The 12801-nt window shown below is 74.9% G+C and carries 13 protein-coding genes; 8 read left to right on the top strand and 5 right to left on the bottom strand.

The features are described 5' to 3' along the window. Window positions 1-3: 3 nt before the first annotated feature. From ACFZDL_RS00665 to ACFZDL_RS00655, 3 genes are read right to left on the bottom strand one after another with little or no spacing between them, the layout of a single operon-like run. The gene (locus ACFZDL_RS00665) at window positions 4-981 is read right to left on the bottom strand and encodes a MoxR family ATPase (RefSeq protein WP_353590599.1); all 978 of its coding nucleotides are present in this window, start codon (window positions 979-981) and stop codon (window positions 4-6) included. Further along, window positions 975-3413, bottom strand: coding sequence for a trypsin-like peptidase domain-containing protein (locus ACFZDL_RS00660; protein WP_353590598.1), 2439 nt, complete (start codon window positions 3411-3413; stop codon window positions 975-977). Before ACFZDL_RS00660 ends, ACFZDL_RS00665 begins: the two co-directional genes overlap by 7 nt. Window positions 3414-3416: 3 nt before the next feature. Next, the gene (locus ACFZDL_RS00655; RefSeq protein ID WP_353590597.1) at window positions 3417-3899 is read right to left on the bottom strand and encodes a CU044_2847 family protein; all 483 of its coding nucleotides are present in this window, start codon (window positions 3897-3899) and stop codon (window positions 3417-3419) included. 150 nt (window positions 3900-4049) lie between these two features. Here ACFZDL_RS00655 and ACFZDL_RS00650 point away from each other — a divergent pair, with 150 nt between their 5' ends. The 4 genes from ACFZDL_RS00650 (at window position 4050) to ACFZDL_RS00635 (ending at window position 7894) form a co-directional block, all read left to right on the top strand. Beyond that, window positions 4050-5522, top strand: a complete 1473-nt coding sequence (locus tag ACFZDL_RS00650; RefSeq protein ID WP_353590596.1) for an AlkA N-terminal domain-containing protein — start codon at window positions 4050-4052, stop codon at window positions 5520-5522. 27 nt (window positions 5523-5549) lie between these two features. Then, entirely contained in the window at window positions 5550-6059 is a 510-nt protein-coding gene (locus ACFZDL_RS00645; protein ID WP_353590595.1) for a methylated-DNA--[protein]-cysteine S-methyltransferase, read from the top strand. 108 nt (window positions 6060-6167) lie between these two features. Then, window positions 6168-6716 (top strand): SigE family RNA polymerase sigma factor, encoded by a 549-nt coding sequence (locus tag ACFZDL_RS00640; RefSeq protein WP_353590594.1) that lies wholly within the window; start codon window positions 6168-6170, stop codon window positions 6714-6716. Further along, the gene (locus ACFZDL_RS00635) at window positions 6713-7894 is read left to right on the top strand and encodes a hypothetical protein (protein ID WP_353590593.1); all 1182 of its coding nucleotides are present in this window, start codon (window positions 6713-6715) and stop codon (window positions 7892-7894) included. The genes ACFZDL_RS00640 and ACFZDL_RS00635 overlap by 4 nt, the downstream gene beginning before the upstream one ends. 58 nt (window positions 7895-7952) lie before the next feature. On the opposite strand, the gene ACFZDL_RS00630 is transcribed toward ACFZDL_RS00635, so the two are convergent. Then, window positions 7953-8702 (bottom strand): Sir2 family NAD-dependent protein deacetylase, encoded by a 750-nt coding sequence (locus ACFZDL_RS00630; protein WP_353590592.1) that lies wholly within the window; start codon window positions 8700-8702, stop codon window positions 7953-7955. Between the two features lie 105 nt (window positions 8703-8807). On the opposite strand from ACFZDL_RS00630, the gene ACFZDL_RS00625 reads away from it, so the two are divergent. Further along, on the top strand, window positions 8808-9533 hold the full coding sequence (locus ACFZDL_RS00625) for a hypothetical protein (RefSeq protein WP_353590591.1): 726 nt from the start codon (window positions 8808-8810) through the stop codon (window positions 9531-9533). 110 nt (window positions 9534-9643) lie between these two features. On the opposite strand, the gene ACFZDL_RS00620 is transcribed toward ACFZDL_RS00625, so the two are convergent. Then, entirely contained in the window at window positions 9644-10738 is a 1095-nt protein-coding gene (locus ACFZDL_RS00620) for an ADP-ribosylglycohydrolase family protein (protein ID WP_353590590.1), read from the bottom strand. Window positions 10739-10909: 171 nt separating this feature from the next. On the opposite strand from ACFZDL_RS00620, the gene ACFZDL_RS00615 reads away from it, so the two are divergent. The 3 genes from ACFZDL_RS00615 (at window position 10910) to ACFZDL_RS00605 (ending at window position 12757) form a co-directional block, all read left to right on the top strand. After that, window positions 10910-12043: a glycerate kinase gene (locus tag ACFZDL_RS00615; RefSeq protein WP_353590797.1), complete on the top strand. Its 1134-nt coding sequence runs from the start codon at window positions 10910-10912 to the stop codon at window positions 12041-12043. A gap of 76 nt (window positions 12044-12119) precedes the next feature. Further along, on the top strand, window positions 12120-12377 hold the full coding sequence (locus tag ACFZDL_RS00610) for a hypothetical protein (RefSeq protein WP_353590796.1): 258 nt from the start codon (window positions 12120-12122) through the stop codon (window positions 12375-12377). Further along, window positions 12374-12757 carry a hypothetical protein gene (locus ACFZDL_RS00605; RefSeq protein WP_353590589.1) on the top strand — a complete coding sequence of 128 codons (384 nt, stop codon included), beginning with the start codon at window positions 12374-12376 and terminating at the stop codon, window positions 12755-12757. Before ACFZDL_RS00610 ends, ACFZDL_RS00605 begins: the two co-directional genes overlap by 4 nt. The last annotated feature ends 44 nt before the right edge of the window (window positions 12758-12801 follow it).

Here is a 12801-nt window from a genome sequence, read left to right as displayed (position 1 = left end):
GGGTCACACCACCCCGCCCAGCCGGTGCAGCACCGCGTCCAGCAGCCCGTCCGCCGACAGGTCCACGCCGCTCGTGCGGAGGAACACCGCGTTCAGCAACTGGTCGGTGGCCAGCTGGCGGGCGGAGCGGCGGCTGAGGAACGCCTCCAGCAGGCGGTCGACGTCGTCCAGCGCGCCCTCGCCCAGATGCGCGGTGACGATCTCCCGCAGCCGGGCCTCGTCGGGGGTGGGCAGCTCCAGGCGTACGCAGCGGCGCAGGAAGGCGGGCGGGAAGTCCCGCTCGCCGTTGCTGGTGATCACCACGACGGGGAACTCCTGGCAGCGCAGCCGCCCCCGCCGTACCGTGGCCCGCTCGTCCGCGCGCTCGGTGAGCACCTCGACCACCGACTGCTCCTCGGGCAGCCGGGCCAGCTCCGGGATCTCGAACTCGCCCTCCTCGAAGACCGTCAGCAGGTCGTTCGGCAGATCCACATCGCCCTTGTCGAGCTCGTCGACCAGCAGCACGCGGGGCCGCGCGCCGGGCACCAGCGCCGTGCCGAGCGGCCCGAGCCGTACGAAGCTGCCCAGGGGCGGCTCGGCCTCGCCGCGGTCGCGGCTGAGCGCGGTTTCCCGCAGCCGCCCGATGGCGTCGTAGCGGTAGAGGGCGTCCTGCACGGTGGAGCGGCTGTTGACCGGCCAGTGCAGGACCTCGCCCAGGTCGAGTTCATGGGCGATGGCGCGCGCCAGCGAGGACTTGCCCGTCCCCGGGTGGCCGGTGACCAGCAGGGGGCGGCGCAGGTGCAGCGCGGCGTTGACCACGTCGGCGTGTTCCGGCGAGATGAGGTACGGCCGGGCGGGGGCCTTCACCAGGGCGCCGTCCGCCGGGCCGCCGTCGGGTGAGACCGGGCCGAAGGTGCGCCAGGGCGGGGCGGGCGGCATCTCGACCGGGCGCTGCCGGCCGTCTCCGTGGAACAGCCGCCAGCTGTCGTACGTGGTCACCATGCGAAATCCTCAGGGTCGTCGAAGTCGGTCGGGTCCGTCAGCTCCAGCACGGGCAGCGGCCGGCCGGCGTTCGGCAGCGGCCCGTCGGTGTCGGGCGGCGACAGGTGGTCCAGCGGTGGATGGGTGTCCTGTACGGCGGTCAACATGCGCTCGACCTCCTCGGCCGCGGCAGCCAATTCGCGGGCCTGCTCCAACGAGTGGACGGACACCTCGGAGACCGTGCAGGCAGGCGGAGGCGCGGCAGAAAGGGAATCCTTCACCTCCAGCAGCTCATACGACCGATCTTCCTCCTCCGGCACCGGCCGCCCCGCCCCCTCTGGCGGCAGCAGGTCGGGGTCCGCCCAGGCCAGCACCGGGCGGCCTGGGCAGGTCAAGGGGCGCTGGAGCGCCATGGCCCGGTAGATCCGTACCTGCTCGGGCAAGTGCCCGTGCGGGTCGGTGAGATGGCTCAGGACGGGGGAGTCGGGCTTGTCGCCGCGGTCCCACAGCACCACGGGCACTCCGGCGGCCAGACACGTCTGCACGGCGGCGGAACGGCGCTGCCGCGACGCCACGATGTGCGCCTGCCCCGCGTACCGCCGCTCCATCAGCAGCCCGTACAGGGCCCGCGTGCTTTCGGCCGCCACGTCGTCGATGTGCAGCGGCTCCTCGCTGTCCAGCCGCCGCCACCGCTCCCGCCAGTCGGACAGGATCCCTTCGCCGCCCCGCTCGCGCAGCTCGGGGCAGTTGACCACCACGGGGTACTCCGCGCCGAGCACCCGTGGCAGCGGCTGGTCCGGGTCCTCCCAGTCGTCGAGGGGCAGTTCCAGCGAGTCGCGGTCCACGATCAGTTCGACGACGGGGAGCAGCCCGTCCCCCCGGCGCAGCGAGCCGACGACCGCCAGGATCTCGCGGGCCACTTCGCCCGGCGTACGCGGCCGCTGGTCCTGCTCCGAGACCGGCTGCGGGCCGGATCCGTCGTCGCACCACAGCCGCATGCGGTAGCGCTCGGGGCCGTTGTCGCGGGTGGGCGACGCGCGCAGTTCGACCAGCACGCGCGGCGGGGTCGGCCGCCACTTCTTCGCCCAGTCCGCGGCGTCCTTGCGGCGGTCCCACAGGGCCGTCCCGGGTACGCCGAGCCGTTCGGCGGCCCAGTCGCACCACCGCCGCAGCGCCGCGCCCGGGTCCCCGCCCGCGCCCGGGCCCCCGCCCCCGCCCGTCCCACCGACCCCGGAGCAGGCCGCCGCCACGTACTCGACGGCGCGCAGCAGCCTCGGCACGGCCACCCCGCCGTACGGGTCGGGCGCGCTGTCGCCGTGCAGGGTCTCCAGGTGTTCGACGAGCGCGGCGCGGCTCTCCCGGCCGTTCAGCAGCGCCGCGGGCACGGCGGCCAGCGGCAGCGCCGCCCGTACGGCGGCGGGGATGCGGGCCGCCGCGGGTGCGGGCAGCGCGTCCAGGAGCCCGACCAACCGCTGGTACGCCTGGGGTGAGAGCAGCCGCGGCAGCCCGTGTGAGCGCGCCACGGCCAGCAGTTGGTCCGCCAGGTCCGGGGCGGTGGGGCGCAGGGTCTCCACCAGGGCGGGCAGCGCCCGCTCATGGGTGAGCAGCAGCCGGGCGAACTCCTCGGCCGACGGCTCCCCCTCGACGCGGTGGCTGAGGCGGCACTGCCGGGCGACGGACCGCCCGCAGCGCGCCCAGCCCTCGCCGGGCAGCAGCGGCCCGTCCACCAGCAGGGCGACCAGCTCCGGGTAGGCGGGGTGGTCGCGCACACCGTCCTCGGGGGTGGTGGTGAGATGGGCCATCCCCGCGCGGTCCAGCTCCCGCCGGACGCGCTGCCAGGGGATGCCCCAGGCGCGGCGGGCGAGACCGCCGCGGATGTCCAGCTTCGCGGTGACGAGCCCGACCACGACACTCTCGTCGTCCGTCCACAGGGGGCCGCCGCTGTAGGACTGTTCCACGTCCAGGGAGCGGTCGTGCCCGTCGAAGTAGCCGAACCGGCCGTCGCAGCTGGTCACTTCGGCGTCGGCGAAGACCCCCGGCTCCCCGCTGCCGTGCCAGGCGCGGACCCGCTGCTCCTTGGCCATGGGGTGCCAGGGCGGCGGCTGGAAGGCGGGCGGCAGCGCGCCGGTCACGCGCAGCACCGCCAGATCGCCGTTCCACTCGTAGCCGCCGAGCCCGCCGTCGTCCAGCCGCGGCGGGATCCAGGCCGTCAGCTTCGCCTCGCGCTCGACGGTGACCTCCCGGGCGATGATCCGCACCCGCACCGCGACCGGGCCCGGGTGGTCAGGGGCCAGCGGATCGGGCCTGCCCAGGGCACAGTTGACGACATGCGCGCAGGTCAGCAGGTGCTGCCCGGGCAGCAGTACGGCGGAGCCGGCGGGCTCGCCGTCGGCCCCGGCCAGGACGGAGACCGCGGGCCGCGAGGAGGGTCCGCGAGTGTGGAACCACCCCATGGCTCAGGCGGCGGGGCCGGAGCCGTCGCCCGGCCGTGTGGCGGCAAGCTGGCCCTGGCCGTCTGCCTGACCGCCGCCCGGCCTGCCCGTCTCCGCCGCGAGCTGCCAGGTGGCCGAAACGGTCAGGCTGGCCTGCCCGTTGGCGCCCACGATGCCCAGCTTGAGGTCCTGTCCCACCTGCACGCCGAACTGCACATTGATCTCGTGCGGCGGATTCGGCACGGCGCACACCGCGTCGTGCACCTCCTGCAGCAAGGGGCCCAGCGGCCGCAGCACCGTACGCAGCGCGTCCGTGGCCAGCGCCGCCGCGGCCCGCGAGCCGCGCCCCACCGGCGTCACCCCGCCCACCCCGCCGATCCCACCCGGTCTGCCGGGCCGCGGGCCCCCCGCCTCACCGCCGGGCCCGCCGGGGGCCGCGCCCACGGGGGCCAGCTCCAGGCGTACGGAGGTGTCGTCGGCAAGCACTATCTCGGCGTAGTCCGTCACACCCCCATGATGCCGATCACAGCGCCTCTGGACTGCCCTTTCGCGCCAACGCGCCGTAGCCCGGCCAGGCGGGCCGCCCCCTGGTGGCCCGCGGACATCGATGTCGCATTTTCGCGAGCCAGGCGCCTTCCGATGTCCGATGCTTGAGCCATGCATACCGACACCGAGCGGTGCCTGCGCGCCGCCCAGGCCAAGGACGCGCGGTTCGACGGCTGGTTCTTCGTGGCCGTCGTCACCACCCGCATCTACTGCCGTCCGAGCTGCCCGGTCGTCGGCCCCAAGCCCGAGAACATGCGCTTCTACCCCAGCGCGGCGGCCGCCCAGCAGGCCGGCTTCCGGGCCTGCAAGCGCTGCCGCCCCGACGCCAGCCCCGGCTCGCCGCAGTGGAACGAGCGCGCCGACCTGGTCGCCCGCGCCATGCGGCTGATCGCCGACGGGGTCGTCGACCGCGACGGGGTGCCCGGCCTCGCCGCCCGGCTCGGGTACAGCACGCGCCAGATCGAGCGGCAGCTGCGCGCCGAGCTCGGCGCGGGCCCGCTCGCCCTGGCCCGGGCGCAGCGCGCGCAGACCGCGCGGCTGCTCATCGAGACCAGCGGGCTGCCGATGGCCGAGATCGCCTTCGCGGCCGGCTTCGCCAGCATCCGGGCGTTCAACGACACCGTCCGCGAGGTGTTCGCGCTCTCGCCCACCGAGCTGCGGCAGCGCGCCAAGGGCGGCGGGCGGCCCGCCGCGCCGGGCGTGCTGACCCTGCGGCTGCCGTTCCGGGCGCCGCTGTGTCCCGACAACCTCTTCGGCCACCTGGCCGCCACCGCCGTACCCGGCGTGGAGGAGTGGCGCGACGGCGCGTACCGCCGCACGCTGCGCCTTCCGTACGGACACGGGGTCGCGACCCTGCGCCCGGAGCCCGACCACATCGGCTGCCAGCTGTCCCTCACCGACATGCGCGACCTGGCCGGCGCCATCAGCAGATGCCGGCGGCTGCTCGACCTGGACGCCGACCCCGCCGCGACCTGTGACCTGCTGCGCACCGACCCCGACCTCGCGCCCCTGGTCGACAAGGCGCCGGGGCGGCGGGTGCCGCGTGCGGTGGACGCCGACGAGTTCGCGGTGCGCGCGGTGCTCGGCCAGCAGGTGTCCACGGCGGCGGCCCGTACGCACGCGGCCCGGCTGGTCACCGCACATGGCGAGCGCATCGAGGACCCGGCGGGCGGGCTGACCCATCTCTTCCCGACCGCGCGGGCCCTGGCGGGCCTGGACCCCGAGGCGCTGGCCATGCCGCGCACCCGCCGCGCCACGCTCATCGGGCTGATCGACGCGCTCGCCTCGGGCCGCGTCGCCCTCGGCGTCGGCAGCGACTGGGACGAGGCGCGGGCGCGCCTGGCCGAGCTGCCCGGGATCGGGCCGTGGACCGTCGAGGTGATCGCGATGCGCGCCCTCGGCGACCCGGACGCGTTCCTCCCGACCGACCTCGGGGTGCGGCGCGCCGCGGCCGAACTGGGGCTGCCCGCCACCCCGGGGGCGCTGACCCGCTACGCGACCCGCTGGCGCCCCTGGCGCGCCTACGCCGTCCAGTACCTGTGGGCCACCGACGACCACCCGATCAACCTCATGCCCACACCGTAAGAAACCCGGAGTCGAAAGAGCCCCGCCATGTCCCGCACCCACACCGTCATCGACAGCCCGTACGGACCGCTCACCCTGGTCGCCGACGGTACCGCCCTGGCCGGGCTCTACATGACCGACCAGCGCCACCGCCCGGCCGAGGAGACCTTCGGCGCGCCCGGCGACCCCGACGAGCCCCCGTTCGCCGAGACCGTCCACCAGCTGCGCCGCTACTTCGCGGGCGAGCTGACCGAGTTCGACCTGCCGCTGCGGCTGTCCGGCACCCCGTTCCAGCGCCGCGTCTGGTCCGAGCTGCAGCGCATCCCGTACGGCGAGACCGTCTCGTACGGACAGCTCGCCGACCGCCTCGGCCAGCCGACCGCCGCGCGCGCCGTGGGCCTGGCCAACGGCAAGAACCCGGTGGGCATCATCGTCCCCTGCCACCGCGTCGTCGGCGCCGGCGGCAGCCTCACCGGCTACGGCGGCGGTCTCGACCGCAAGCGGCAGCTGCTGGACTTCGAGGCGCGGGGGCGGCAGCCCGGTCTCCAACTTTTTTGACGACACTTTTTGACGGACACTTTTTTGACGGACCCGGCATAGCGGCGCGGCCCCGCACGCGTCCAAGGAGGTGACCGACGAACCGGAGACGACCGATCACGGGGACCCATGGACGATGAGGAAGAGCGCTCCTTCCGCGCCTTCGTCGCGGCACGCTCGCCCGCGCTGATGCGCACGGCGACCCTCCTGACCGGCGGCGACACCCACGCCGCCGAGGACCTGCTGCAGACGGCGCTGGCGAAGGCGGCGGGGCGCTGGGGCAGGCTGGAGAGCCCCGAGGCGTATCTGCGGCAGGTGCTCTACCGGCAGCAGGTGAGCCTGTGGCGGCTGCTGCGCACGCGCCGCGAGACGACGGTGGCCGAACTCCCCGACACCGCCGGGCGAGAGGACTCCACCGGCGCCGCCGAGCTGCGGATCCAGATGCGCCGGGCCCTCGCCCGGCTGACGGCACGTCAGCGCTCCATGCTGGTGCTGCGCTATTTCGAGGACTGCCCCGAGGGCGAGGTGGCCGAACTGCTCGGCTGCTCGGTGGGCACGGTCCGCAGTACGACGCACCGGGCGCTGGCCAAACTGCGCAAGCTGGTCCCGGAGCTGGACCCCGGCGCCGCGTCCCGCGGCCCCGAATTCGGCAACTCACCCGCGGGGGTGTGGAAGTGAACGCTGACCAGCTGTTGCGGGACACCCTCCGCGAATGGGCCGAGGAGACACCGCCCCCCGCCGGGGCCGACCTTGCGGGGCGGGCGCTGCAGCGGCGCAGCCGGCGCCGGGCCACCGCGCTGACGGTGACAGCCGCCGCCTTCGCGCTGCTGGCGGGCGGGGTGGCGGTGCCGGTGCTGGCGGAGCACGATCAGCCCGCCCAATCGGGGCCGGCGCAACGGATGCCGAGCGACGTGTCCGCGTACCCGCGCGAGTCGCCGCCGCGCCATCTGATCGCCGCCGGGGACGTCGCGGTGTCCGCGTACCAGGCGGACCGGAAGACCCGGAAGCAGGACGGGGTCGAGCGGACGACCTACACCTGGTACCTGTACGACCCCGGGACGCAGCGGTACGAGAAGACACGTTGGGGCTGGCTGGACGTCGCCCCCGGCATGCGGCGGGCGGCCGTCCTGGAGCAGACACTGCCCGCGTCCCGGGTCGGGATCCTCGACATGACCACCGGGAAGGTGACGAAGTGGATCCCGCTGAAGCACAAGGCGGGCGGGGTCAAGTGGTCGCCGGACGGCAAGCGGCTGGTGGCGACCACGTACAGCGGATATCCGGACAGCGAGCCCTCGCCCGGCTCCGGCGAGGAGCACACGGCCCCCGTGCGGACCGGCTACTACCTGGTCGAGGTCGCCTCGGGCCGGACGCGGTACCGCCCGATGGGCGTCCACAACGGCGACGCGGTCATCACCTCCGGCCGTACGGATGTGACGTGGAGCCGTGACGGCAGGCTGCTGCTGGTCCGGTACTCGCCGGACGCCGCCGGGGACACCTGGTACGACCTGGAAGGGCGGGTGAGCCAGAAGGCCCCCTCGTACGAGGGGGCGGACGCGCCACCCGCCGGCCCGTCACCGGACGGCCGCTACTACACGGTGGGCGACGGCTGGAAGGCAACCGTGAAGGAGACGCGGACCCACCGGACAGTCGGCGCGGAGTACGGGGGCATGGCACTCGCGTGGGCCGACAGTGACCGCCTGGTGCGCTGGGACTGCCCGCCGGATGCGTACTGCACGCGTGGGTTGGGCGAGCGGCTGGTGCTGACCGACGTCAAGGGGCGGATCAAGGTGCCACTCACCGGCTCCCGGTACGACGACAGCCCCCAGGACTGGGAGCCGCTGATCACCCGCCGCTGACTGCTGGGCACGGCGCCCGCCCACTCCGCCCGGACGGGCGCCGTCCGCCTTCAGCCCCTCACCCCTCCGCCGCCGCGATGCGCTCCAGCAGCGCGGGCAGGGCCGTGCCGATGGGTTCGCGGATCAGCTCGTCCGCGAGTTCGTCGTACGGCGTGGGCTCGGCGTTGACGATGATCAGGCGGGCGCCCGCCTCGGCGGCCATTCCGGCGAGTGAGGCCGCGGGCTGGACCTGGAGGCTGGTGCCGACCGCGATGAAGATCTCGCATGCCTCCGCCACCGCGACCGCGCCCGTCAGTACCTCCGGATCGAGGTTTTCCCCGAACATCACCGTGGCCGACTTCAGGATCCCGCCGCACGCCAGGCACGCCGGGTCCGGCTCGCCGCCCGCCACCCGCTCCAGGGCCTCCGCCATCTCGGAGCGCGCGTTGCAGCGTGTGCACTGCACGGCCCGCGCTGTGCCGTGCAGTTCCAGGACCTTGCGCGCGGGGAGCCCGGCGAGCTGGTGCAGCCCGTCCACGTTCTGCGTGATCACCCGCACCGGTGTGCCCGACCGCTCCAGCCGCGCCACGGCTTCGTGCGCCCGGTTCGGCTCGGCGCGCAGCGCCTGGCTGTCCCGCCGCATCAGCCAGGAGCGGCGGCGGATGTCCGGGTCGGACATGTAGTACTCGTACGTCACCAGCTTCTCGGCCTCCGGATCGCGCCGCCACAACCCTTGCGGACCGCGGTAGTCGGGGATCCCGGAGTCCGTGGAGATGCCCGCCCCGCTGAGGATCGCCACGAGGGGGCGGCGCGTCGTTTCGGTGCTCATGGGGCGAGCGTACGCACCGGGTGCGGACGGCAGCGAGCGCGTTTATCCGGACCGGTAAAGTCCGCCTTCGAACATGATCGGCGCGGCGGAGGCGGAGAGTTCGAGATGACGCGGTCAGTGTGGCTGAGCGATACGCGGGTGCGGCGGAAGGGTGATCCACCGCCTCAGGACGGGCGCGTCACCTTGGAGATACGCACCGCCGACGGCCCCGACCCCGAGGGCGGCGAGGTGATACGGACCGTGGCCTACCCCGAGCGGCGGCTTCCGCCCGGCGGCGGCCACGACGAGTACCGCGCGGCCCGCAAGCAGGGCGTCCGTGCCTTCACCCTCTGGGCCGACCCGCATCGCACCCAGGTGTTCGCGCAGGTCGTGACCAAGTCGGCGGCCAAGGGCGCCCCCGCCACGTACGAGGTCCTGGGCGCCGCGGGCGAGCCCCTGGCCCTCATCACCCGCGAACCGGCCATGAAGGGCGGCCGGGTCCGCACCCGCTGGACCGTCCAGCCGGCCGGGGCACAGCCCGTCGTCGGGCTCAAGGGGCGCCCCTTCTGGTGGGGCGTGTGGTGGCTGATCTCCCCGATCCAGGCGGCCATCATGGTCGGCAGCCTGATCGCGGCCAGCGGCGACGTCGCGCGCATGCCGCGCCGTACGAAGTGGCGCGCGGGGGGCCGGGTTGTCCTCGACTACCACAACGGGGTGGGGGACAGCTTCGTGCTCGACGCGGTGGCGGACGGATGGGACGAGCGCGTGACCGCGTCGCTCCTCGCGCTGCTCGACAGCTACGACGGCTGGCTGGGTGATGCGTGGGACGCGGTGGAGCGCAACCGCGCGTGACGGGCCGGCCCCCGGACCACGGCCGTGAGGGGGCGCGCCCCAATGGCCGCGTCCACCGGGGCCGCGGCCAGGCCACGGGCGATGGTGACACCCCGGCCGTGGGAGGGCGCTCAGCCCGCCCCCGCCCCCGCCCGCGACCCCGCCAGCGCCAGCCGGTGCGTGCGGGCCGCCAGGTCGCTGATCCGGGCCCCGTCGAAGCCGAACACCGCGCTGCGCACCCGGTCCCGCAGCGGGTCGGTCCACTGCGGCGGGACCGCGGCCGCCCCGCACAGGACGCCCGCCACCGATCCGGCCGTCGCGCCGTTGGAGTCGGTGTCCAGGCCGCCGCGTACGGTGAGGGCGATGGTCGAGGTGAAGTCGCCCGCTCCGTAGAGCAGCCCGGCCGTGATGACGGCCGCGTTGGGCACGGCGTGGATCCAGTGCAGCCCGCCGGTCTCCCGCTCCAGCTGGTCCAGCGCGTCCGACCGGCTCACCCCCGCCTCGTGGAGGGCGGCGGCTTTGCGGACCGTACGGGCCAGGCGGCAGCGCGGTGGGATGCGCTCCAGGGCCGCCTCGATCGCGTCGCGCGGGCCGTCGGCCGTGAACGCGGCGGCGATCAGGGCGGCCGCCCACATCGCCCCGTACACGCCGTTGCCGGTGTGCGACAGCACGGCGTCGCGCCGGGCCATCGCGGCGGCGGTGTGCGGGTCGCCGGGGTTGGTCCAGCCGTGGATGTCGGCGCGGATGAGGGCGCCGATCCACTCCTGGTAGGGGTTGTCGAGGGTGGCGGTGAGCGGCGGCTTCACCCCGGCGGCGAGGTTGCGGTAGGCGACGCGTTCGGCGGTGAAGGTCTGGAGATACGGCAGGCGCAGCAGCCACAGGTCGCCGACCTGCTCGGTGGTGAAGTCGAAGCCGTGGGTCTCCAGGAGCTGCAGCCCCAGCAGGGTGTAGTCGATGTCGTCGTCCCGGCAGCTGCCGTGGATCCGGCCGCGGGTGCACTCCTGCCACTCCGGGCGCAGCTCGAACTCCACGGGGTCGGGTGGCGGCTCCAGCGCGGGGAAGTAGTCGGTCAGGGGGAGGGCGTCCGCGCGGCGCAGATAGCGGTCGATCCGCTCCCGGGTCCAGTGATCGCCGCGCTCCACGGGCTTGCCGAGCATGTTCCCGGCGATGCGGCCGAGCCAGCCGCCGAGGATCCGGTCCGCGAGTGCGCTCCCGCCAAGGGCCATGTGTCAGGTGTACCTGAGGCCGTGCGAATGCGCAGGCCGAGTCCGGATAGGGTCCGGCTGAGGGGTGGCGGGTCGGTGGGGGGCGGACAGCGAGGGGTGACGACGGTGACGGATGCTGCGAAGACAGAGGCGCGGGGCCGGGACGGGATACGTCCGGGGGCGCCGACGCGGGTGCTGATCGCCGCGGACAAGTTCAAGGGCTCGCTGACGGCCGTGGAGGTCGCCGCGCATGTGACGGCCGGGCTGCGGCGCGGGGCGCCGGGCGGGGCGGGGGCGGTGAGCGTCGAGGCGCTGCCGGTCGCCGACGGTGGCGACGGGACGGTGGACGCTGCGGTCGCGGCCGGGTTCGAGCGGCGTGAGGCACGGGTGACCGGGCCGCTGGGCGAGCCGGTGACCGCGGCGTACGCGCTGCGCGGCGAGGTGGCGGTGGTCGAGATGGCCGAGGCGTCCGGGCTGCGCCATCTGCCGGCGGGGGTCTTCGCGCCGCTGACGGCGACCACGTACGGCAGTGGCGAGCTGCTGCGCGCGGCGCTGGACGCGGGCGCCCGCACCATCGTCTTCGGGGTCGGCGGCAGCGCCACCACCGACGGCGGCGCGGGCATGCTGGCCGCGCTGGGCACCCGGCTGCTGGACGCCGCGGGCGAGCCGGTCGCGCCTGGGGGCGGCCCGCTGCGGGGGCTGGCCACGGCGGACCTGAGCGGCCTGGACCCGCGGCTGGCGGACACCGAGATCGTTCTCGCCAGCGATGTGGACAATCCGCTGACCGGGCCGAAGGGCGCGGCGGCGGTGTACGGCCCGCAGAAGGGCGCGACCGAGGCGGATGTCGCGGCCCTGGACGCCGCGCTCGCCCACTACGCGGAGGTCCTGGAGCGGGCGGGTGGACCGCGGGCCGCGGAGTGCGCGCAGGCGCCCGGCGCGGGCGCGGCGGGCGGCATCGGCTATGGCGCGCTGGTCGGCCTCGGCGCGACCTTCCGCCCCGGGATCGAGGTGATGCTGGACGTGCTCGGCTTCGCCCCGGCACTCGAACGAGCCGATCTCGTGATCACCGGCGAGGGCTCGCTGGACGAGCAGACCCTGCACGGCAAGGCCCCGGCGGGCGTGGCGGCCGCCGCGCGGGCGCGCGGTGTCGAGGTGGTCGCGGTCTGCGGCCGTCTCGCGCTGCCCCCGGCGGCCCTCGCCGCTGCGGGCATCAGCCGGGCCTACCCGCTGACCGCCTTGGAGCCGGACCCGGCCCGCTGCATCGCCGAGGCGGGCCCCCTCCTGGAACGCGCGGCGGAACAGCTCGCGGCGGATTTCCTCGCCTGAGTTCCTCCACCCCAAACGCCTGCGGGTACGGGTGCGTACCCGTACCCTGGGCTCAATGAGTGGAAGGAGCTTCACCATGGCCGACGCCAACATCCGCATCCCCAGCGAGGCACGCGACCGGCTCGCCCAGATAGCGGCGGCCGAGGGGCTGTCCCTGCGGGCGTACCTCGCCCGGCTCGCCGACACCCTGTTGACCCCGGCCGAGCGTGCCGAGCGCGCCGAGCAGGCCCGCGCCGCACTGCGGGCCTGGAACGGCTACGACCCCAGTCCGGCCGATGAGGCGGGTCTCGACGCGGAACTGGACCGGCGCCTGGCCGAGACGGCCGCCCAGTGAGCGACAGCCTGCACATCGTGCTCGACGACGCGGCCATGGTCGCCGCCGGGCAGGGCAACATCCTGGCGTCCCGGCTCATCCACCGGGCGCACGCCGAACCGGGCTGGTTCCTCTACGCCCCGGCTTGCGCGCTGGTGGAGGCCGACCGGGCCCGGCCCGGCACCGCCGAGCACATCGCCGCTCTGCCCGGCATCACCGTCCTGGACCTCGATCTGCCGGCCGCCCTGGCGGTAGCGCGCGACACCTCCGCATGGGCCGTCGCGCACGCCCGGTACGCGGCTCAGCCGACGCCCGAGCGCCCTGACGGCGCAGTGGTGGCGACCGCCGCCGCGGACACGTGGAAGGGGCAGGTGGTACGCGTTCTCGACCTGGCGCCGTGAACCGGGCAAGGACACGGAAACGGGGCGGGCCCGAGCGCATCGCT

The organism is Streptomyces sp. NPDC007917 (assembly GCF_042959105.1).
In the GTDB taxonomy this organism is placed as follows: Bacteria; Actinomycetota; Actinomycetes; order Streptomycetales; family Streptomycetaceae; genus Streptomyces.
Note: the sequence above shows the minus strand (reverse complement) of the source record. Positions and strands in the feature narration are given on the sequence as shown.